General features: G+C 67.7%; 21 protein-coding genes. 3 read left to right on the plus strand and 18 right to left on the minus strand.

The annotated features are described in order from the left end of the window. Positions 1 to 364 precede the first annotated feature (364 nt). Both AC0HS0_RS16280 and AC0HS0_RS16285 read left to right on the plus strand, forming a co-directional pair. Positions 365 to 1,348, plus strand: coding sequence for an AraC family transcriptional regulator (locus tag AC0HS0_RS16280; RefSeq protein ID WP_472965167.1), 984 nt, complete (start codon positions 365 to 367; stop codon positions 1,346 to 1,348). 106 nt (positions 1,349 to 1,454) lie between these two features. Beyond that, positions 1,455 to 1,676 carry a CsbD family protein gene (locus AC0HS0_RS16285; RefSeq protein ID WP_472965169.1) on the plus strand — a complete coding sequence of 74 codons (222 nt, stop codon included), beginning with the start codon at positions 1,455 to 1,457 and terminating at the stop codon, positions 1,674 to 1,676. Between the two features lie 57 nt (positions 1,677 to 1,733). Here the strand turns inward: AC0HS0_RS16285 and AC0HS0_RS16290 are convergent, their stop codons facing one another. From AC0HS0_RS16290 to AC0HS0_RS16335, 10 genes are all read right to left on the minus strand, one after another. Next, a complete protein-coding gene (locus AC0HS0_RS16290; protein WP_472965170.1) occupies positions 1,734 to 3,320 on the minus strand; it encodes a Na+/H+ antiporter in 1,587 nt (528 codons plus the stop codon). Positions 3,321 to 3,811: 491 nt separating this feature from the next. Further along, entirely contained in the window at positions 3,812 to 5,476 is a 1,665-nt protein-coding gene (locus tag AC0HS0_RS16295; protein WP_472965172.1) for an FAD-dependent oxidoreductase, read from the minus strand. Continuing rightward, entirely contained in the window at positions 5,476 to 5,739 is a 264-nt protein-coding gene (locus AC0HS0_RS16300) for a UBP-type zinc finger domain-containing protein (RefSeq protein ID WP_472965173.1), read from the minus strand. The genes AC0HS0_RS16295 and AC0HS0_RS16300 overlap by 1 nt, the downstream gene beginning before the upstream one ends. After that, entirely contained in the window at positions 5,726 to 6,229 is a 504-nt protein-coding gene (gene trxA / locus AC0HS0_RS16305; protein ID WP_472965174.1) for a thioredoxin, read from the minus strand. The genes AC0HS0_RS16300 and trxA overlap by 14 nt, the downstream gene beginning before the upstream one ends. After that, positions 6,226 to 8,877 carry an ATP-dependent chaperone ClpB gene (gene clpB / locus AC0HS0_RS16310; RefSeq protein ID WP_472965176.1) on the minus strand — a complete coding sequence of 884 codons (2,652 nt, stop codon included), beginning with the start codon at positions 8,875 to 8,877 and terminating at the stop codon, positions 6,226 to 6,228. The genes trxA and clpB overlap by 4 nt, the downstream gene beginning before the upstream one ends. Further along, entirely contained in the window at positions 8,868 to 9,185 is a 318-nt protein-coding gene (locus AC0HS0_RS16315) for a chaperone modulator CbpM (RefSeq protein WP_472965178.1), read from the minus strand. The genes clpB and AC0HS0_RS16315 overlap by 10 nt, the downstream gene beginning before the upstream one ends. After that, positions 9,182 to 10,120 carry a DnaJ C-terminal domain-containing protein gene (locus AC0HS0_RS16320; RefSeq protein WP_472965180.1) on the minus strand — a complete coding sequence of 313 codons (939 nt, stop codon included), beginning with the start codon at positions 10,118 to 10,120 and terminating at the stop codon, positions 9,182 to 9,184. Before AC0HS0_RS16320 ends, AC0HS0_RS16315 begins: the two co-directional genes overlap by 4 nt. A gap of 3 nt (positions 10,121 to 10,123) precedes the next feature. Further along, entirely contained in the window at positions 10,124 to 10,648 is a 525-nt protein-coding gene (locus tag AC0HS0_RS16325; protein WP_472965181.1) for a nucleotide exchange factor GrpE, read from the minus strand. Positions 10,649 to 10,661: 13 nt separating this feature from the next. Then, complete coding sequence (dnaK, locus tag AC0HS0_RS16330) at positions 10,662 to 12,545, minus strand: molecular chaperone DnaK (RefSeq protein ID WP_472965183.1); 1,884 nt, start codon at positions 12,543 to 12,545, stop codon at positions 10,662 to 10,664. Beyond that, on the minus strand, positions 12,538 to 12,993 hold the full coding sequence (locus AC0HS0_RS16335) for an Hsp20/alpha crystallin family protein (protein ID WP_472965184.1): 456 nt from the start codon (positions 12,991 to 12,993) through the stop codon (positions 12,538 to 12,540). Before AC0HS0_RS16335 ends, dnaK begins: the two co-directional genes overlap by 8 nt. A gap of 166 nt (positions 12,994 to 13,159) precedes the next feature. On the opposite strand from AC0HS0_RS16335, the gene AC0HS0_RS16340 reads away from it, so the two are divergent. Further along, a complete protein-coding gene (locus tag AC0HS0_RS16340; RefSeq protein WP_472965185.1) occupies positions 13,160 to 14,830 on the plus strand; it encodes a PucR family transcriptional regulator in 1,671 nt (556 codons plus the stop codon). Here the strand turns inward: AC0HS0_RS16340 and AC0HS0_RS16345 are convergent. The 8 genes from AC0HS0_RS16345 to AC0HS0_RS16380 form a co-directional block, all read right to left on the minus strand. Then, on the minus strand, positions 14,818 to 16,638 hold the full coding sequence (locus tag AC0HS0_RS16345) for a hypothetical protein (RefSeq protein WP_472965186.1): 1,821 nt from the start codon (positions 16,636 to 16,638) through the stop codon (positions 14,818 to 14,820). The two genes, AC0HS0_RS16340 and AC0HS0_RS16345, sit on opposite strands and share 13 nt — an antisense overlap. 55 nt (positions 16,639 to 16,693) lie before the next feature. Further along, a complete protein-coding gene (locus tag AC0HS0_RS16350) occupies positions 16,694 to 17,113 on the minus strand; it encodes a hypothetical protein (protein ID WP_472965188.1) in 420 nt (139 codons plus the stop codon). 138 nt (positions 17,114 to 17,251) lie between these two features. Next, on the minus strand, positions 17,252 to 17,500 hold the full coding sequence (locus AC0HS0_RS16355; RefSeq protein WP_472965190.1) for a hypothetical protein: 249 nt from the start codon (positions 17,498 to 17,500) through the stop codon (positions 17,252 to 17,254). Positions 17,501 to 17,621: 121 nt separating this feature from the next. Next, positions 17,622 to 18,050, minus strand: a complete 429-nt coding sequence (locus AC0HS0_RS16360; protein ID WP_472965191.1) for a hypothetical protein — start codon at positions 18,048 to 18,050, stop codon at positions 17,622 to 17,624. Between the two features lie 113 nt (positions 18,051 to 18,163). Further along, positions 18,164 to 18,958, minus strand: a complete 795-nt coding sequence (locus tag AC0HS0_RS16365; RefSeq protein ID WP_472965192.1) for an energy-coupling factor ABC transporter ATP-binding protein — start codon at positions 18,956 to 18,958, stop codon at positions 18,164 to 18,166. 2 nt (positions 18,959 to 18,960) lie between these two features. Further along, entirely contained in the window at positions 18,961 to 19,812 is an 852-nt protein-coding gene (locus AC0HS0_RS16370; RefSeq protein ID WP_472965194.1) for an energy-coupling factor ABC transporter ATP-binding protein, read from the minus strand. Continuing rightward, the gene (locus tag AC0HS0_RS16375; protein ID WP_472965195.1) at positions 19,803 to 20,651 is read right to left on the minus strand and encodes an energy-coupling factor transporter transmembrane component T; all 849 of its coding nucleotides are present in this window, start codon (positions 20,649 to 20,651) and stop codon (positions 19,803 to 19,805) included. The genes AC0HS0_RS16370 and AC0HS0_RS16375 overlap by 10 nt, the downstream gene beginning before the upstream one ends. Then, positions 20,648 to 21,307 carry a hypothetical protein gene (locus AC0HS0_RS16380; protein ID WP_472965196.1) on the minus strand — a complete coding sequence of 220 codons (660 nt, stop codon included), beginning with the start codon at positions 21,305 to 21,307 and terminating at the stop codon, positions 20,648 to 20,650. The genes AC0HS0_RS16375 and AC0HS0_RS16380 overlap by 4 nt, the downstream gene beginning before the upstream one ends. Between the last annotated feature and the right edge of the window lie 52 nt (positions 21,308 to 21,359).

Here is a 21,359-nt window from a genome sequence, read left to right on the forward strand (position 1 = left end):
GGGGTTGCCGACGACCCGCGCGCGAGCACCGCAGCGAGGACACGACCTCGGCCGCGTCCGGAAGTCCGAGCCGGTCATCAGACGCCGACCGCGCTTCTGTGCTTCATGCGCTCCTGCCTGACGTGCTCCGCACTTGCCGTCTCAGGGTGATCCGGCAAGGTGCGGTGGCCCTCCCCACCCGAAGAGGAGGGCCACCGGGTCGCCGAACGGGGGTCACGACGACTCCTCAACGCTATGAACCGAGTGGTGCGGCTGAAATCCGTCCAGCGCGGCTCACTGTCCGAAATGCGCGACCGTCGACGGGTGTCCTGCGGCTGCTCGCCGAGGTCAGTCGGCTTTTAGTTAGTGCACTTACAATCGCTGCATGCGGTCCAAGGCAATCGAGATGTTCGGGAGCCGCCGCATCGCATCCGGACGCGGTGTCGAGCACGCCCGCGAGGTGCTGTCCGACGTGTTCCTGCCGGTCGACTTCCCCTCCGTCAAGTCGAAGAGTGCGATCGACCTGACGTTGAACGCCGTGCGCGTGGGCAGGATCGTCTGCGGATTCATGCGGTTCGGCGACGCCGTGCGGATCGACACCGCCGAAGCGGAGAACTTCCACATCGACATCCCGACCAGCGGCGCGGCAGCGATGCAGGCCGCACTCGGCAGCCCGGTGCTTGGAACCACGAAGACAGCGGGGGTGTTCATGCCGGGGAGGCCGGTCGAGCTCGACTGCAGCGAGCGCTTCTCTCAGGTCGCTCTGATGATCCCCCGCGACGAACTGCTGCTCGAGCTGGAGAACCTGCTCGGCGAGCGCCCCACGTGCCCGCTCGAATTCGAAGCCGAGCTGAACCTCGCCGGGATCGGAGGACAGTCGATCGTTCACACCCTGCGGATGATCGACACCGCGGCGGCGCAGCAGGACGGTCCGCTCACCCATGTCCTGGCGGAGCAACGGCTTGAGCAGATCCTGATCCAGAGCCTGTTGTTCGCGCAGCCGCACAATTACTCCGACATGCTGACCTTGCCGTCACCCTCCGCCGGCACGCGGCCTGTCACCAGAGCGGTGGAACTGCTGCGCAGCGATCCCGGTCATCCCTGGACCGTCACCGAGCTGGCCGCAGGCGTGTCGCTCAGCGTGCGCAGCCTGCAAGAAGGCTTCCGCAGGTCGCTGGACACCACGCCGATGGCGTATCTGCGTCAGCTCAGGCTCGAGAAGGTGCACCACGAACTGTCCACGGCAGAGCCGGGAGCGGTCAGCGTGACGGAGGTCGCGACCCGGTGGGGGTTCGTGCACCTCGGCCGGTTCTCGGCGGCCTACTCGCGCGCTTTCGGTGAGCGCCCGTCGATCACCTTGCGGCGGTAGCCCGTTCCGGAACCGACTCAGCAAGGCCGGTGCCTTAATGTCCGTCCGATTTCCGCGTACCGTTGCCGGCGATCGAGGAACCGCACTGATCGACGAGGAGGACATCATGGGCATCGACGACAAGTTCGACGCGAAGGGCGACAAGCTGAAGGGCAAGGTCGACGAGGCCGTCGGCAAGCTCACCGACGACGAGTCGCGTGTGGTGAAAGGCAAGGCGGAGCAGGCCGAGGGCAGCATCAAGGACACGGTCGCCGACGTGAAAGCGCACCTGAAGGACAGCGCCGACAAGTCGCACGATGACCGCCGGGACGACGCGGACAGGCTCTGATCGGACCACGTTCGTCCTGGGCCAGCGCTCGCCAGACGGCCTCTGGCTGAAATCCGCTCACGTCGGGCCGAGGCGAGTTCCCGGCGCCTGGCGTTCCAGCCGCACCTCTTCGAGGTCGAGGCGGTCCTGCATCGTCATCAGAACGGTGTCGTCGATCTGCCCGGTGTCGCGTAGCTCCGACAGGCACTGACGGCGGCGGCGGAGCACCTTCAGCCGGAGCTGCGACTCCGCCTTCCGATAGCGCGCTCCCTCACCGCCGCTGCGAGTAGCGCTCTCGAGCTCGCCGTTCAGCTCGTCCCGGATCCGGTCCCGAACGTCGGCCGGAGTGTCCAGGGCGCGGGCGTCCTCGTCCAGGTGACTGAGCGCGAACCGGAGCGGCTCTGCCCGGGCCAGATCCCGCTCCTTCCCCTCCTGCGGGTCGTGCTCGAGGTGTGCACTGCGCACGATGGCGGGGAAGGTCAATCCCTGAAGGAACACGGTCAGGAGGATCACCACGAATGTGACAGCGACGATGTCGTCGCGGTCGGGGAAGCCGGATCCGTCGGCGATGAACCGCGGGATCGCCAGCGCGGCCGCGAGCGACACAGCACCACGGAACCCGCTCCACGCGATCACCAGGTGCACCCGGAAGGGCACCCTGCGCGAGCGCTGTTGCGGCCGGCGGTCGAACAGCCTGATCAACTGGGCGATGGCCGGCACCCAGGCCAGCCGCACCAGGATCACCACGAGGTAGGCGAGGACGCACAGCAGCGTCAGCCTCAGCCATCCGCCCGTGACGAAGGTCATCACCACCGACCGTGCTTGCAGCCCGATCAGCACGAACAGGACTCCGTTGATGACATGCGTCGCCGCCCGCCAGAACGAGTACGTCTCGGACCGCGACGACGCCTGCACGACGCGCGGCAGCGTGCGGGACAGGAAGAGCCCGCCGCAGACCACCGCGACGACACCGGACGCGCCGAGCGCCTGCGCGGGGAGGAACAGCGCGAAGGGTGTGAGCATCGAGATCGTGTCGTCGATGCCCGGCCGCCGCGAGAACCTCCGCAGCTCACGGATGACCACCGCGACCAGCAGGCCGAAAGCGGCGCCGACCACCACCGCGTACAGGAACCGCACACCGATCTCGGCGACCTGCACGCTCCTCCCGGCGACGACGGCTGCGACAGCGACCGAGTAGAGCGCGAGCGCGCTGCCATCGTTCACGAGGCTCTCGCCGCGCACGATCGCGGCGATCCGCCTGCTGAGCCCGGGCGCCAGCGCGGTGGTCGCGGTCGCGTCCGTCGGCGAGAGCACGGATCCCAGGACGAGGGCGACAGCCGGGGTGAGACCCAGCAGCACGCCGATGCCGGTCACGGCCGCAGCAGTCGTGAACACCAGCCCGACACTGAGGAGGATGATGACGCGCAGGTCGTAGCGGATCAGCCGAGGCGACGTGTTCAGGCACTCCCAGTACAGCAGGGCCGGGAGGAAGACGAAGAGGACGAGGTCCGGCGGCAATGAGGCATCCTGCAGCCACGGAACGAAGCTCAGGCCGGAGCCGATGAGGATCCAGGCGCACGGCGAGGGGACGCGCAGATACTTCTCGACCAGGTCTCCGGCGAGAACGGCGAAGCCCAGGACGACGGCGACCACCAGCACTTCCATGGCGTAACGCTAGCCCCGAGACGGCCTCGAGCACCCCACGAAGGGCCACCACGACGACTACATCTCCCACGACCGGTATCAAGGAGCTGAACTTTCCGGAGACACCGCGATCGGCACGCTGGTGATCACCTGGAGCGATCAAGGCAAGGTCTACGAGGGCAACCCGGTGGCGCTCCGAGCCTTCCGAAACGCGATCACCGATCAGCTGAATCCGTAGAGGTCCTGTCCGCACCTTCCCGCCGTAGCCAAATCATCCCCCATCGACGAAAATGAGAGTTTATACAGAAACAGGGTGAAAGGGGCAGGACGATGCCCACACGCAACTCAACAATCGCTCCACGCAAGCCGCTGCTGTGCCGACTCAACCTCAAACACCATTGGCATGTGGAAAGCACCCCTGACGGTGACCGCTACGTGCGCTGCGCCAAGTGCGGCAAGGACCGGGACGAGGACCTCAAGATCCCTGTCGACTTCTTCTAGCGTCGCGGGCGTCAGAGCCGGGACCCTCCGGTTGCGAGGTAGTCGTGGACCATCTTCACGACGCTCGCTCCTTCGCCCACAGCGGCGGACATCCGTTTGACCGATCCGCTGCGCACGTCGCCCACGGCGAACACGCCGGGTATCGAGGTCTCGAACGGCTGGGCGCGCGAGTCGGCCTCGCCCGACCGCGGTCCCGTGAGAAGGAAGCCGCGCTCGTCCCGGTGGATGTCTTGACCGAGCCATGCCGTCGCGGGGACCGCCCCGATGAAGACGAAGAGGTGGGCGGTTTCGACCTCCTCGCGTTCACCGGAGGACCGGTGCACGATGGTGACGGATTCGAGACGTGCGCGTCCCCTGGCCTCCACCACCTCGGATCGAGTATGGACGGTGATCCGCGGATGATCCAGGATCTGGACGATCAGGTACCGCGACATGTCACGAGCGAGGTCGGCCGCACGCACGATCAGGTGGACGTGGGACGCCGTTCGGGCGAGGAAGACCGCCGCCTGTCCGGCCGAATTGCCGCCGCCCACCACCACGACAGGGTCGGTGCCGCACTCACGCGCTTCGTTGACCGTCGCCGCGTAATAGACGCTGGTGTACTCGAAGAGTTCGAGGTTCCTCACCTCCAGGCGGCGGTACTCCATCCCGGACGCGACGACGACGGTGCCAGGAGTCACGGTCGTCCCGTCGGAGAAGCGCACGGTCAGCGTCGCGCCGGCGAAGTCGAGCCCCTCCGCGCCGGCCGGGGCGAAGACGGTGGCTCCGAACTTGCCGGCCTGGAGACGAGCGCGCTCGGCGAACTCGCCGCCGGATATCCCCGCAGGGAATCCGAGATAGTTCTCGATCCGGGCGGATTGCGCGGCCTGACCGCCGGTCGCGACGGAGTCGCAGAGAACGACCGACAGCCCGTCGGAGGCTGCGTACACCGTCGCTGCCAGACCCGCCGGTCCAGCGCCCACGACCAGCAGATCGCACGTCGGCAGCGGCCGCGTCCTCCGGATGCCGAGCGCCTCCGCGATGTCCGCGATGGAGGGATTGCGCATGATCCGCGCGCCGGCGACGATGACGACGGGGAGGTCGGCGACGTCCAGGCGCAGCCGCCGGACGATCATCTCGGCTGCCTGATCGTCGTCGAGGTCGAGGAGCCGGTGCGGCATCCGGTTGCGCGCGGCGAAGTCGAGCAAGCGGCGGGTGTCCGGTGAGAAACGCGAACCCACGATACGAAGCCCGGCCCCCGACCCGATGGCCATCGACCGGCGGATGAGATAGGCCCGCAGGATGATGTCGCCGAGCACCGGGTCGCTGGTGACGATCCGCTCCAGGGCCGGTATCGGAACGGCGAGCACCGTGCCGGCCTCGAGTGCGGTCACCACGGCGAACGAGGGCTGCGCCTCCAACAGCCCGATGTCGCCGACGAACCGGCCGGGCCCATGCACCTCGGTTCGCGCTCCCTGTCCGTCCGTACTCGTGTCCTCGACGACGACCCGGCCCTCGACAACCGCGAAGAACGAGCCGATCGGCTCCCCCGCCCGTGCAAGCACCTGGCCCTCCGAGACGGGTTCGGTGGTGCCGTGCTTGCTCAACGACTGCAGCTGCGGCGGCGTGAGCCGCGGGTAGGCACCGAACGCGTCCGCGGTCTCCGCCGCCGCCACCTCCGGGCGGCTACCGGTCATCAGACGTAGTCCTCGTCGATATAGCACCACCGCCAGCTCTCACCGGGCTCGTGCGAGCGGACGATGGGATGCCCTTCGTGCGCCGCATGCGCCCGCGCATGCCTCATCGGTGAGGCGTCGCAGCAGCCCACCTTGCCGCAGGTGAGGCACAACCGCAGATGCACCCACGGCGTGCCGAGCGCGAGGCAGTCCTCGCACGCACCCGGCGTGCGCGGAGTCACCGAGCGGATGTAGACGACATGAGGATCCCTACGGACGGTCACGGGGTGACCCTCCTTCCTCGCCGTCGCCCGCGCTCTTCCGAGCGTGCCGCTTCTGCACCATCGCGTCGTCGAACCAGCGGCGCAGAACGGCCACGGGCGCTGCCCCGGCCTGGCGGGCGATGACGTCCCCGTGGTCGAGGATCATCAGGGTCGGCACGGCCTGCACAGCGAAGCGGGACGAGAGCCGGGGCGCCCGGTCGACATCCACCTTCACGAGCTTGACCTCGCCTGCCCGCTCGGCGGCCAGTTCCTCCAGCACCGGGCTGACCATCCGGCACGGGCCGCACCAGGTCGCCCACATGTCGACGATCACGGGCAGGTCCGCCTTCTCGGCGATCTCCGCGAACGTGTCGTCGAGAGCGTCGGCGATCCACGGGAGGGGCTTGTGGCAGTTCCCGCAGCGCGGACGTCCGCTGGCCGCGGCGGGCACGCGGTTCTTGCGCCCGCAGTTCGGGCACCGGATGACCCTGGTCGGGTCGACGGTGCTCATGCCGTCGCCCGCGCTTCGGCGTCGGGCTCCGCCGGCGCCCCGACCGCATCGACGACGATGTCGCCGTCCCGGACGTCGATACGCACTGTCGAGCCATCCCGGACCGCTCCCGAGAGCAGCGCCCGGCCCAAGCGGGTCTCGATGTCGTGCGAGATGTACCGGCGCAGCGGCCTGGCGCCGTAGAGCGGGTCGTAGCCGCGCTCGGCGATCAGGCGCCGGGCCTCCGGCGTGACCTCGAGCTCGATCTGGCGTTCCGCGAGGCGGCGCGCCAGGTCGCCCATCAGCAGGTCGACGATCGACTCGATCTGCGCCAGGCCCAGCGGCGCGAAGACGATGATGTCGTCGACTCGGTTGAGGAACTCCGGCCGGAAGCGGTCCCGCAGTTCGGCCAGCACCAGATCCTTGACGTCTTGCGGGATGCCCCCGGCGGTGTCGCGGGCACCGGTGAGCAGATGCTCCGCCCCGATGTTGGAGGTCATGATCACGATGGTGTTGCGGAAGTCGACGGTGCGACCCTGGCTGTCCGTGATCCGTCCGTCGTCGAGCACCTGCAGCAGCGTGTTGAACACATCCGGGTGCGCCTTCTCGATCTCGTCGAAGAGGACGACGCAGTATGGCCGGCGGCGCACGGCTTCGGTCAGCTGGCCGCCCTCGTCGTATCCGACGTAGCCGGGAGGAGCTCCCACCAGCCGGCTGACGGTGTGCCGCTCCTGGTATTCGCTCATGTCGAGCCGGATCATCGCGGACTCGCTGTCGAACAGCGCACTCGCCAGGGCCTTCGCGAGCTCCGTCTTGCCGACGCCGGTCGGCCCCAGGAAGATGAACGAACCGATCGGCCGCCGCGGGTCGCGGATACCGGACCGCGCCCGGATGATCGCGTCGCTGACCAGCCGCACCGCCTCCTCCTGCCCGACCACGCGCTCGTGCAGGACCTCGTCGAGCTTGAGCACCTTCGCGCGCTCGCCCTCCTGCAGCCGCGCGACGGGGATGCCCGTCCAGGCTGCGACGATCTCGGCGATCTCCTCCTCGGTCACCACCTCGCGGAGGAGCCGCTGCCGGCCCTGCTTCTCCTGCAACCGCTGCTCCTCCGCGGAGAGTTGGCGCTCGAGTTCGGCGAGCCTGCCGTAGCGCAGCTCCGCGGCGCGGTTGAGGTCGTACCTGCGCTCGGCGTCTTCGGCCTCGCGTCGCACCTGCTCGAGTTCGCTCCGGAGTTCCTGGACCTTCCGGATGGCCTGGCGCTCCGCCTCCCATTGGGCACGTTTCGCGTTCGCCTCCGCCTGGAGGTCGGCGAGTTCGCGCCGCAGCTCGTCGAGGCGGAGGCGGCTGGGCTTGTCCTTCTCCTTCTCTAGCGCGGCCTCCTCGATCTCGAGCCTGGTGACGCGTCGCGTGAGCTCGTCGAGATCCGCCGGCATCGAGTCGATCTCCGTCCGCAGCCGGGCGCAGGCCTCATCGACCAGGTCGATGGCCTTGTCCGGCAGGAACCGGTCGGTGATGTAGCGATGCGAGAGCGTCACGGCCGCGACGAGGGCGTTGTCCTGGATGCGCACCCCGTGGAAGACCTCGAGCCGCTCGCGCAGCCCGCGGAGGATCGAGATCGCGTCTTCGACGTTCGGCTCATCCACCAGGACCGTCTGGAAGCGCCGTTCGAGGGCGGCATCCTTCTCGATGTGCTGCCGGTACTCGTCCAGCGTGGTCGCGCCGATCAGGTGCAGCTCCCCGCGGGCGAGCATCGGCTTCAGCATGTTCCCCGCGTCCATCGCGCCTTCTGTGGCTCCGGCTCCGACGAGTGTGTGGAGTTCGTCGATGAACAGCAGGATGCGTCCCTCGGCGGCCACGACCTCTGCGAGGACGGCTTTCATCCGCTCTTCGAACTCGCCACGGTACTTCGCACCGGCGACGAGTGCCGCGAGGTCGAGCTGGAAGACCGTCTTGTCGCGGAGCCCTTCAGGGACGTCGGTATTCACGATCCGCTGGGCCAGCCCCTCCACGATCGCCGTCTTGCCGACACCCGGCTCGCCGATCAGCACCGGGTTGTTCTTCGATTTGCGCGACAGGATCTGGATGACCCGCCTGATCTCGGTGTCGCGACCGATGACCGGGTCGAGACGACCGGCACGCGCGTCCGCGACCAGATCGCGGCCGTACTTCTCGAGCGCCTCGTAGGTCTGCTCGGGCGTCGCCGAGTTGACGTGCTGGTTGCCACGAACGGCGGTCAGCGCGCTGAGGAAGCTCTCCCGCGTCACCCCGTTGCTCTGCAGCAGACGTGCGGCCTGGCCGCCGGTGGGATCGTCGGCGAGCGCGAGGAGGAGATGCTCGACCGAGACATAGGAGTCCTTCAGCCGGTTGGCCTCCCGCTCGGCACGATCGAGGGTCGTCGAAAGAGTTCTCGAGAGGAACACCTGACCGGGAGTCGCTCCCGGGCCGGTCGTCCGCGGCTTCCGTTCGATCGCCTGCTGAACCTCGGCGAGGAGGCCGCCCACGTCGACCCCCGCCGCTTCGAGCAGCCGAGGGATCAGGCCCCCCTCCTGGCTGAGCAGGGCGAGGAGGAGGTGCTCGTTCTCGGTCTCCGTCTGACCGTTCCGGCTCGCGATGCTCTGGGCCTCCTGCAGGGCCTCCTGGGACTTCTGGGTCAGCTTGTTCATCTCCATGGCGGAGTCTCCCTTCCGGAGCGGATGACCGACCGCCTCGCTTCGAGGACATCGATTCGGGCGAGAAGGTCGATGACGAGTGCGACAGCGGCGTAGTTGAGGGACAGGTCGGCGTGCAGCCGCACGATCCGCCGGACGAGCTCGGGGGCGTCGGGAGTGAACCACGGCCGGCCCGACGCGTCGATCGTGACGGGGACGATCCCGAGTTCGACGAACCGGCGCACCAGTTCGGGATGCACGCCCGCGGCGACTGCGACCATTCCGAGATCAAGGCGAGGCGGCACCACCGGAAGCAGAGGGGAACTCATGACGACGACCTCGGATCGAAGGAGGATTCGCGCTGCAACTGCTCGAAGAGCTCGCGTTCGCGCTTGGTGGGGTGCGGCGGGACCATGATCTTCACCTTCGCGAACAAGTCGCCCGGCTTCCCTCCGGGCTGCGGCATCCCCTGGCCCTTCAGCCGCAGCCGGCGTCCGCTCGACGAGCCGGGAGGGACTCGCACGGTGATGGATCCGCCGGGAGCGCGCGTCGAGACGCTCGCGCCGAGAGCGGCCTCCCACGGCGAGATCGGCAGGTCCATCTCGATGTTCTTGCCGTCGAGACGGAGGCGGCGGTCCGGCTTGACCCGGAGCGTGACGACGAGGTCACCCGCCCCGCCATCCTGCCGTCCGGGTCGTCCTCCGCCGGAGACGCGGATGCGCTGCCCGTCGAGGGCGCCGGGCGGTATCTGCAACTCGAACGTCTGACGGTCGCCGTCGGGACCGGCGAGGACGACCGTCCGGGCGCCGCCGCGGAAGGCTTCCTCGACCGTCAGTTCGAGCTCGGCCTCGGAGTCCATCCCGCGCCGTGAACCGAAGACGTCGCCGAAGAGGTCATCCCAGTCGACCGACGCACCGCCCGGTCCCGCTCCCCCCTGCGCGCTCGACCAGGTGAACCCGGACCGTCCCGGCCGGGCGCGGGGGCGACCTCCCGCGCGTGCATCACCGGCCGACTGCGAGGCGTACTCGCGTTCGGCCTCTGCGTAGCGACGGAACTCGGGCCCGAACCGGTCGTACTGTGCGCGCGACTCGGGGTCGTTGAGCACGTGGTACGCCTCGCTGATCTTCTTGAAGGTGTCCTCCGCGCCGGGCTGCTTGTTGACATCCGGGTGGTACTTCCGGGCGAGAGCGCGGTACGCCCGCTGGATCTCGTTGGAGTCGGCCGAACGCGGGACGCCCAGCAGCTGGTAGTAGTCGTCTGCCACAGCTCACTCCCGCGCCGGGGTGACGACGACGCTCGCAGGCCGCAGCAGCCGCTCGGGGGTCCCGAAGCCCAACCTGGGGACCGCCACGACGGTCTGGGGCGGCAGGTCGTCGCTCGCGACGACCTGCACGACCTCGTGGATGCGCGGATCGAACGGCACGCCCACCGCGTCGATGCGCGGGTAGTCGAGGCGCTCGAGGGCGGCTACGGCCTGCTCGCGGATCGACTCCATGCCCGCGCCGAGAGGGTCGTTCACCTGCTTCGCATAGACGACGGCATCCGTCAGCCCGTCCACGACGGGAAGAAAGACGGACGCGGCGCGAGCGCGCTCCGCGTCGCGGACGAGGGAGAGTTCGCGGGCGGTCCGCTTCCGCACGTTGTCGAGATCCGCGGCCGCGCGGCGCCAGCGGTCGTCGAGTTCCGCGATCCGGGCGTCCCGTTCGTCCGGAGTCTCCGTCGTCGCGTCCGCGGGCGACGCTGCGGCCGGCTCTGTGGCCGGCTCTGCTGCCGGCTCGTCCGGGGTTTCCATGTCCCTGGACCCTTCAGTTCCGGTCGAAGTCGGCGTCGACCACATCGTCGTCGGCGTCGTCGTCCGCCTGGACGCCGCTCTCCGCAGAGGTCGCCCCTTGGGCCGGACGGGCGACCGAGAGGGCGGCGTCCACCTGGCGCAGTTCGCTCGTCAGCTCGCGGGCCTCCGACGCGGGGACCTGCCGGTCGACGGCCTCTCTCGCCTGCTGCACCAGCATTTCCGCCCGCGAGCGCTCGTGCGCCGGAGCCGAGTCGCCGCGCTCCGCGAGCGCCCGCTCGACCCGGTAGGCGGCAGCATCCAATTCGTTCCGGGCATCGATGTCCTCGCGGAGCCGCTGATCTTCAGCGCGGTTCTGCTCGGCCTCGCGCACCATCCGGTCGATCTCCGCCTGGTCGAGGGTGGTGGTGCCGCTGATGGTGATGCCCTGCTCCGCCCCGGTGTCCTTGTCCCGCGCGGTGACATTGAGGATCCCGTTGGCGTCGATGTCGAACGTGACCTCGATCTGCGGCTCTCCGCGCGGCGCCGGCCGGATCCCGGTCAGTGAGAACCGGCCCAGGACGCGGTTGTCGGCTGCGCGCTCGCGCTCGCCCTGGAGGACGACGATCTCGACCGAGTCCTGGTCGTCCTGCGCGGTGGAGAACACTTCGCTCCGGCGCGCGGGGATGGTCGTGTTGCGCTCGATGATGGGCGTCATCACGCCGCCGCGCGTCTCGACGCCCAGCGAGAGCGGAGTCACGTCGAGCAGGAGGACGTCGCTGACTTCGCCCTTCAGCACTCCGGCCTGGATGGCCGCGCCGATGGCGACCACTTCATCCGGATTCACGGTCATGTTCGGGTCTTTGCCACCGGTGAGTCGCTTCACGAGCTCCTGCACGGCAGGAATTCTCGTCGAGCCGCCGACGAGGATGACCTCGTCGATGTCGTTCTCGGTGACCTTCGCGTCCTCCATCGCCCGACGCACCGGGCCGAGGCAGCGCTCGACCAGATCAGCGGTGATGTTCTCGAAGGTGGCGCGCTTGAGCGTGGTCGTCAGGTGCTTCGGGCCTGCGGCGTCCGCGGTGATGAACGGCAGGCTCACTTGAGTCTGGCTCACCGAGCTGAGCTCGACCTTCGCCTTCTCCGCCGCCTCGAACAGCCGCTGGAGGGCCTGGGGATCGTTGCGGAGGTCGATGCCGTTCTCCTTCTGGAACTCGTCCGCGAGATAGTCCACGATGCGACGGTCGAAGTCGTCTCCGCCGAGGTGCGTGTCCCCTGCGGTCGAACGCACCTCCACGACGCCGTCCCCGACGTCGAGCAGGCTGACGTCGAAGGTGCCGCCGCCGAGGTCGAACACCAGAACGGTCTCGTGCTCCTTCTTGTCCAGCCCGTATGCCAGGGCCGCCGCGGTCGGCTCGTTGATGATGCGGAGCACCTCGAGGCCCGCGATCCGGCCGGCGTCTCTCGTCGCCGTGCGCTGGGCGTCGTTGAAGTACGCCGGAACGGTGATGACCGCCTCTGTGACCTTCTCGCCGAGGAACTTGGCCGCGTCGTCGGCCAGTTTCCGCAGCACGAGGGCGCTGATCTCCTCCGGTGCGTACAGCTTGCCCCGGACATCGAACCGGGCTTCGCCGTTCGGGCCGGCAACGACGTCGAAGCCGACAGCCTTCGCCTCCTCTCCGATCTCGTCGAAGGAGCGCCCGATGAACCGTTTGGCCGAAGAGATCGTCCCCTTCGGGTTCAGGATCGCCTGGCGCCGGGCGAGCTGACCCACGAGCCGCTCGCCGGTGTCGGTGAACGCGACGACGGACGGAGTGGTACGGGCGCCTTCGCTGTTCGGGATGACTCTCGCCTCACCGCCCTCCCACACCGCGATCACCGAGTTCGTGGTGCCGAGGTCGATTCCGACTGCCTTAGCCATGGGATGCTCCTCCTTCGTGATGATCTGTCGGGTCTATCGCGCGATCCTCCGCGCCCTCCGTCGGCGTGATGTCCACCTGCCACGATTCGCTGGATTCGTCGACAGGGACGAGCAAAGTCAGCACCCCGTTGCCCAGATGCGCCGTCAGCCTCGATTGGTCGAGGGTGTCACCGAGGAAGAGTTGACGGACGAATTCGCCGCGAGGGCGCTCGTCGATGAGGACGTGGTCGCCTTGCGCGAACTTCGCGCGGCGCTGGACAGTGATGGTGACGACGTTGCGTTCCACGCGCACATCGATGTCGCGGATGTCCACTCCCGGCGTATCCGCGATCACGATGTACTGACCGCCCCGCCGATAGGCCTCCAGCGGAACGGCGTAGGTGCGGCGGTTGACGCCGAGCGCCTGCTCGACCGCTCGATCCACATCGCGAAGGGTGTCGAACCGCATCAGAGCCATCAGGGCCACCTCCTCGATCGCTCGCGACCCACTCGACGCCGAGTGTCCGCCCTGAGTCGGGCGCGCCGCTTCGACCCCGCAGGACGAAAGAAGATCCGCACGTTGCACTGACGAGTCGAACCGACAAGGGCTACCGTGACCCCACGGGAGACGACCGATGAGCGTACCGAAGTATCCGGAATCCATCGCACAGCCCGCCCCCGGCCCGGAAGGTCCGCCGGGTCTGTACGACATCTTCAGGGTCGGCTCCCGAATGTTCGAGCACCCCTCCACCCGGGAGACATTGCGGCTCGCGGAAGAGTCCGTCACGGCAATCGCCGGGTGCGCGGTCGCAGCCGTCTACGTCGCCTCGGGTGGACGTCTCGTCCACCATTCGGGCAAAGCGGACCGTCGGCTCGACCTGCTCATGGAGGCGCGCGGCGGAACCAGCGGCGTCCTCGAGAGCGATGGGCAGTGGCGGTACGCCCTCTGCTTCCGCGGCGGCGGAAAACTGAAAGGGGCCTTCGCGCTCCGGGCAGCACAGGAGCCGTCGAGTGCGCAGATCTTCTTGCTGCTCGCGCTCACCGAGCCGACCGGAGCGGCTCTGGCTGCAGCCGAACTCATCGCCCGCGAGCGACGCCAGGCGCGCGAACTCCGCCGCCTCGGCGAAGCGCAAGTGGCCTCGAACCGCTCGATGGCCGCCACGATCGTGAAGCTGAACGCGCAACAGCGCATCCGCGACTCGGTCGTGGCGTCGGCCCGCTCGGGGAACGGAGAAGCGCAGATCGTCAAGACAGTGAGCGTCCTCACCGGGCGCTCCGTCGTGCTTCAAGACTCTTTCGGAAACGAGCTCGCCCGTGTCTCCACCGCGAGCGCCACCGCGCCCTCCGGGACGACGCCCGTCGAAAACCTCTCGACGGGGGGCCGGTCGAGCACCAGCTGGCGGTCGACGGCCATCCGGTCCGCCGGTGAGATGCTCGGCGTCCTCGGGATCTTCGATCCCGACGACAATCGGAGCGAAGACGACCGGTTCGCGGTCGAGTACGCGTGCGCGACCATAGCGGTGGAGCTCGCCCACCGACGGAATGTCGCCGAAGTCGAACTCCGCCTCGGTCGCGAGCTGGCAGACGACCTCGTCGCAGGAGGGGAGGTCGTGGACGGTCTGGCTCGCGCAGAGGCGCTCCACTTCGACCTCAGTGGCTTCCATCGCGTGGTGCTCGTCGACTGGGAGTCGCCCACCCCGAACGGAATCGACATCGGTGCCGCCGTCCGCAATCAGCTTGCGGCCATGCACGTACCTGCGCTGGTCTCCCGACGGCCGGAGGCGACGCTCGCGGTCGTCGCGGACGGCCGCGACCTCTCCAGACTGTACGACAAGGTGTCCGCTGCCGTGACCAGCGTGCGAGGCAGGATCGGCATCGGTGGACGGGGCACCACCCAGGAGCTTCCGCGGTCGTTCGCCGAGGCGAGCCGAGCACTGCGCATCCGAGCCGAATCGCGACAGCCGCTCGGCATCTCAAATCACGACGATCTCGGCCTCCTCCGCATCCTCGACACTTCGGACGAGGGGGCCATGCTGCAGCGGTACATCACCGAATGGCTGGGAGCCCTCGTCGACCATGACCGGCTGCATGCCACCGAACTCGTACGAACACTCGCGGCATACCTCGACTCCGGCGGGAACTACGACCGCACGTCGGCCGCACTGGTCATCCACCGGAGCACGCTGCGTTACCGGCTCGGCCGGATCCGCGAAGTCTGCGGTCTCGACCTGAACGACCCGGAGTCCCGCTTGAACCTGCACATCGCCATACGGGCACGCGCCTCGCTGACGGACTACTTCGGCTGACCGTCGCCCGACGAGCCGGCGAGCGCGGCGTCTTGCGCTCGATCGATGAAACCGGAGACCACCGAGCTCTGAACACGACCGACGGGCGTGCTGCTCGTCTCCCATCTGTCCCACCGGCTGAACGGCGTTCCCCCCTCCACGACCTCGCGTGCCGCCAGGATGTCGTCCCTCGATCCGTCCGAGACCAGCGCGGCCGCCAGGTCCGGGTCAGGTGCGTAACGCTGATCGCCCGCATCGGCCAGGTACGCGAGCCATCCGGAGAGGACCAGGAGCCCGGCCCGGACTTCGGAGCGGGCAGCGCCGTCCGGGTCCAGCTCGAAGAGCCGCCGGAGCGCTTCCGCTGCGAGTCTCGCGGTCTCCGGCCTCTGGGCGTCGAGAGCGAGCTTGACCAGCTCGACCATCGCCCAGGTGCCGCGCGACCGCAAGGCGTGAGGCTCGCTCGCGGAGGGATCCGAGTACAGGGCCAGGTTCTGAACGCACGCGATGATGCGATCGGGGAGGGCGTCGAACTCGGGGCCGCCCCGGTTCAGGATGTCCGACCACTGCCGCATGAAGCTCCGGAGGCATTCATCGATGTATTCGCCGGAGCCCGTCGCCGCGGCTTCGAGGGTTCGGCTCGTCGTGGCGGTGACGAAGACCTCCGCCACCTGCGGCGAGAGCAGGACGTCCTGCTCCACCTCGACGATGCTCTGGAGAAGTCCGCTCCCCCGTGTCAGGGATGCCCCTACAGCCGCGTCCGACCGGTCGAGCCCGGCCATCCACACGCCTTGCACGATCTGTCCGAGAAGTTCCAGCGCCCGTTCAGCGGTCGCCAGAGCACCGGACCGGAGGCTGGTGCCGATGGCGTCCATGAGTGTGGCGATCTCGTGCTCGGTCTCCTCGTACGCGGTGACCGCCTCCGGTGGCTCCAGCTCGATGCTCGACTGGAGGAGCTGAACCATCCGGCCGGCCGCGTCATCGTCGAGCCGGGTCGGCGTGACGATCCGGAACGCCGTGGCCCCGAGACGGGTGCGGTCCCCTGGGCGGATATCGAGCACGATCCGAGGCTCGTCATCCACATCCGAGGGGGCGGGATCCGATGGACCGCCGTCGGTCGCCGACGATCCGAGCGACGCGATCGCCTGGCGGACACCCTCGGGATCGATGGCCCGAACGACCCGCCCGGCTTGAGGCACCGGGACGTACAAGGTCGAGACAGAGCGAGTAGAAGTGCGCGACGAGTCGGATCTCAGGAGTTCTTCCAGTCCGTTCCTCGCGTCGGAATACCGGCGCGCCACCCGGTCGAAGCGATCGGACAGGGTCTCGATCAGTGAGGACCGCACGACTTCGTCCAGGCGCGACGGGTGCCCGAAGAGGTGCGTGAGCCTGGACGTCGACACCATCAGCAGGACGGCGGTCGCCGCGAGCCACGCGAACGCGATCAGCACACCCGTCGCGCTCGGCAGCCAGATGGATTCGAGAGCCATGACCGCGTTCCCGGCAAGCCCCACGGTCACGAACCAGCTCGCGCCGATGTACGCCAGCACGCGCTTGCGGGACGTGCCGATCGCGAGGGGAGCCTCGGCGAACAGCTGAGCCGCGATCGTCAGCCCGGCGAAACCCACGGACAGGAATGTCGTCTGCACCTGCCAGATCGCACTGTCGGAGCCCGGGACAGGCGACAGGTACCGGTGCACCCAGGCGGGATCGCCGGCGGCGTGGAAGACGACAAGGAGCACCACGCTGACGAGCAGCGCGCAGGCGACGATCGTGACCTCGCGCCACCACGCGCCACCACGCGAATCCGCCACTCCACGCTTGTCGCGCATAACGCGACACTACTCACATGTCGCCCGCCACGTCGCGGACGAGAGGATGCGTGGCTCAGCCACGCTGGCTCGGCCCGCCGTCGCGTCGCCCGCGCTTGAATTTCTCCGCCAGCCGCTTGGCCATGCCCTTCGTCTCCGCTTCCACTTGCTGCGCCAGTTGCTGGAGTCTGCGCAATGGTCGGATGGCACTCGCCTGCCGGTGGCTCGACTCCTCGCTCGTCTCCGCGAGCGGCACGACGAACTCCTCATCGGCGACCATGACGACATAGGCGGAATCGTCCTCGTTCAGAGCGATGCTCACCGGCACGGCCTCCCCCGTGTCCGGGTCGACAGCGACCGCGCTGACTGCGATGTCGACATGCGAGCCGTCGTCGGTCTCGACGATGTCGACCTCGGCGAGCGGACCGCTCTCGATCGCGAGGACGAAGTCGTCCTGGGTGGGCGTCCGGTCCTCCTCATCTCTTTCTCGGGCCATGATGGCTCCTTCGATCGGTGTGGGTGGTATCGCGGCACGCTACGCGAGGTTCCCCACCCGGGCTATGTCCTGTCGGGCCCAAAGATGTCTGTCTGCTTCATCTGCGGGAGCAGGTGCAGCGCCTTCTCGCACGCTCGATCACAGGTCGTCGATGTTGAACGAGCTGTCTTCCTCGATCGACGATGGCGCGCCCTCCGATTCGTCCTCGACGCTCTCAATGCGGATTGCCGTGCTGGCGGTGACCAAGACTTCCGTGATCCCGGTGCGGGACTGGAACGGGATGAACGCGCCGCCGAACCGCACTGCCTGTACGATCGCTGCTTTGACGCTTGGCAGGTCCTTGATCGGGCGGTAGAGGATCCCGTCGACCCGGATGAGCACCAACACCGTGCCGCCCTTTCTTCGTAGATGAGCGCGACGGTACCCGTACAGCGCCGGATTACTACTGCTTGCCTTCGCGGCCCGCGACCTCTGGGGGAATGGAGGGCACGAGAACGCACGAAAGGTGTTACCGGAACCGCTCTCCGCCCTTGATGCGATACACCCCTGCCACCAAGCCGAGCAGCTCCAGGCTGAGCATGATCGACGCGATCGCCGCTACCGCCACCCACAGCGCCGGGTGAGAGACCAGGGAGAAGAGCACGCTGAGCAGCCCCAGGCACAGGAGCACAACACCCGCGATCGCCGCCGGCCGGATCCATGACGGCATGCCGGCGCCGGTTGACGGCGTACGCAATGCCGCCAGCACGAGCAGGACGATGCCGACGGCGAGGAACCCGAGGCAGCACGCGAGCAGCAACCACCGGAACGTCGCCAGCGCTGTCGTATCGGGCCGGTAGATCGCGGCATACGCTGCGCCCGCAACCCCGATGACGCAGTAGGCGACGCCCATCGACCGTGCAGCACGCACACCGTCTGTCGACGACTCCTGTCGCATGAGGCGCACGGTACGCCAGTGGCAGTGCCCATTGGAGGACTCCGTCAGCGTCGAAAGCACGCTCGCCTCGGCGTCGCCCCGTCCTGAAGTGTGGGCAAATTGATTTGGCGTCCTTACGGAACAGCGCGGGCTATGTCGGCGAGTCGGAGCGGGCCCTGACCGATGTGCAGGTCTCTCGCGAGCTGAGCGGCCTCGGGTCGCTTGAGTCGGGCCTCCGTGAGGAGCGCGTCGTCTGCGAACACGTCGCTCGCCCGCCCGTCCCCGACGAGACGCTTGTTCGCCATGACCACGATTCGGTCGAATGATTCGACGACGAACCGCATGTCGTGGCTGATCGTGACGACGGCGACACCTTCGCTTTGCAGCACATCGATCAGGCCGTTGAGGAGGGTGATCCCTCGATGGTCGAGGCCGGCTGTCGGCTCGTCGAGAATGACGTACCGGCAGTGCCCGACGAGCAGCGACGCGATCGCTACGAACTTCTTCACCGCGAAGGGCAGGTCGTTCGGGTTCGTCTCCAGGTACTCCGTGATGCCGGTCAACTCCGCAGCACGTCTGGTCCGTCTCGCCGTCTCGGCGTCGTCCCACTTGTAGTAACGCGGCATGAACTCGAGCTCGTCGGCGACCGTACTGGCGACGATCTGATCGTCGGGGTTCTGGAAGACGTAGCCGACGTCCTTCGCCACGGTGGCGGTGGTGCGGCCGGCGGTACTCACGCCATCGACGGTGACGACTCCACTGGTCGGTTTCAGGAGGCCGTTCATCATCTTGACGGTGGTGGTCTTGCCGGCGCCGTTCTGGCCGAGGATGGCCACTCTTTCGCCGTCGTCGATCCTCAGGGAGACCGACTGCACGGCGGACGATCCATCCGGGTACGTGAACGACACGTCATCGAGGATGATGGGCATGGTCAGATCCCTCCGAGTCGGGCGGCGAGCAACGGCTCAGCCTCGAGGCGGGTCGTCGGGAGTTTAGGCAGCCCCCTCCCCTGCTCCTGCAGGAGCAACGCGAGTTCGGTGACGTCCGGCGGGCGCACGGACGCGTCGCGGAGCGTCGGGGAGGTGAGCACCTGACGGGTGTCGCCCTCCAACGCCACGCCGCCGTCGTGCATCACGATCAACCTGTCGGCGTACTCGGCGAGGAGGTCGATCTTGTGTTCGACGAGGACGATGGACTTGCCCGCATCCTTCAGCTGCCTGATGATGCTGACGACCTCCTCCGACGACTCCGGGTCGAGCTGCGACGTCGGTTCATCGAAGATGAGCACGTTCGGGTCCATCGCGATGATGGAGGCGAAGGCGACCTTCTGACTCTGGCCTCCGGAGAGCTCGTTGGGGTTCTTCTCGACGATGGACCATAGGCCGAGCTGTCCCACGACCTCGCTGACGCGCGCAAAGATGTCGCTGCGGTTCATGCCGAGGTTCTCGAGCCCGAAGGCGATCTCCTCGAACACGGTGCCCTTGATCCCACTGATCTGGGTGAAGGGATTCTGGAACACGTAGCCGATGCGGATCGCCAGCTCGGCGGGTTCCCACTCCAGGAGCGGCGCGCCCAGCACGTCGACCCTGCCGGTGAGCTCGCCCTTGTGGAAGTGCGGGCAGATTCCCCGCAGCACCGAGCACAGGGTCGTCTTGCCACTAGCGTTGAGGCCGACGATCCCGTACAACTGCCCCTCCTCGATCTGCAGGGTGATGTCGCGAAGTGCGGCCCCTTCGCTGTACTCGTACGTGAAGCCGAAGCCTTCGAACGTTGCTAGAACCACGATGTGACTGCTCCCATCACCGAGAGCGCCGCGATGGCGAGCGCTGCGACGAAGACGACGATCTCGATGGACCGGAGGGGACGGACCCTTACCAACTGCGTGTGGTGACTGCGTGAGTTGAAGGCCCGGGCGTCCAGGGCCAGTGCGCGCTCCTCCACCTCGTTCAGACCGGTGAGGAACACAGGCGAGATGATCGCGAAGAACGCCTTGATCCGCTTGCCGAACGAGCCCTTCAGCTCAATGCCGCGGGACTCCTGTGCGTCGGAGACGGCGCGTGTGTGCTTGCCGAGGTTCACGATGGACTGGGTGGAGGAGAGCATGATGAACGTCGCCTTCGGAGTGACGCCGGCCTGCTCGAGGCTCAGCATGATCTTCTTCATCGGCGCAATGGTGAAGAGCAGGATGACCGCTCCGCAGATCGTCAGGACGTTCAGCGTGAACTGGCCTGCGGCCAGCAGGCTCTCCGTGCTGATCTTGAGGCCGCCGAACCGGAAGAGGACGGTCTCGCCGGGCAGGACCGCGGCGCGAGCCACGAAGAGGATCGTTCCGGCGATCAAGGCCAGTCGGCCGTAGGTGAGCAGGAACGTCCGGCCGACGCCGGCGATGAACGCGATGACCACGTACGCGACGCACATGCTCGCCGGCCACAGCAGGCCCGATCGGGACAGCCCGACGACGACCACCGCGAGCAGGACCAATGCCAGTGTCGCCGGGTGCAGGTCCCGGACCCAGTTGCCATAGCTGATCGGAGCGCGAAGCGACTCGACGAAGGCTGTCTTGGACGCATCCATCGTCGGACCACCTGCCTGCTTTCGCTCGTTCACTGCAATTGTCGTCATGCGGGGCTTTCCTGTGTTGTTCGGGCGGCCTTGGCTTTAGCCTTCTTCGCTCGCGCCTCGAGGTAGACGTAGCCGAGGGGCAGCTTGGTATAGAGCCGCTTCGGGATGCGGTTGAGAACGAGGTAGACGATCAGCAGCTGGGGGATCTTGTCGAGCAGGTCGAGCGGGAACGACGCAATGAAGACCGCGGCGTTCACGGGAAGGCCCGCCGCGACCAGGCCGGCGGTGACGAAGTCCGAGCCGTAACCCGAGAAGCCGCCGTAGAGCGCGAGGGTGATGATCGCGCCTCCGAACCCTCCGATGATGGAGAACAGGGGGGCGCTGAGCATCGTCGTCCAAAGGCGGGTGAACACCCCGCGTCGCGAGAGCCACGCCGCGAGGATGGCGAACATGATGTTGAGGATGCCGTACGGCAGGTTGGTCGGCGAGGTGATCGAGTTGAGCGTGATCGAGATCGCGCCGACGATCGAGCCCGGCCACGCGCCGCAGGTCGCGGCGACGAGGATGGTGCCGATGCTGTCGAGATAGATCGGCAGCTTGAGGAGGATGGCGATCTGTCCGCCGACGAAGTTGATGGCGACACCGATCGGGATCATGAAGATGGTGAGGCGTCCGTACCATTTGATCCAGCGAACGAAGCGGCTTTCTGTGGCCACTGGTCTCTCCTTTGTTGGGGTTGGGGGCGGGGGCGGGCCCCGGTGCGCGAGC

The organism is Leifsonia sp. PARNA 1/14, assembly GCF_055720965.1.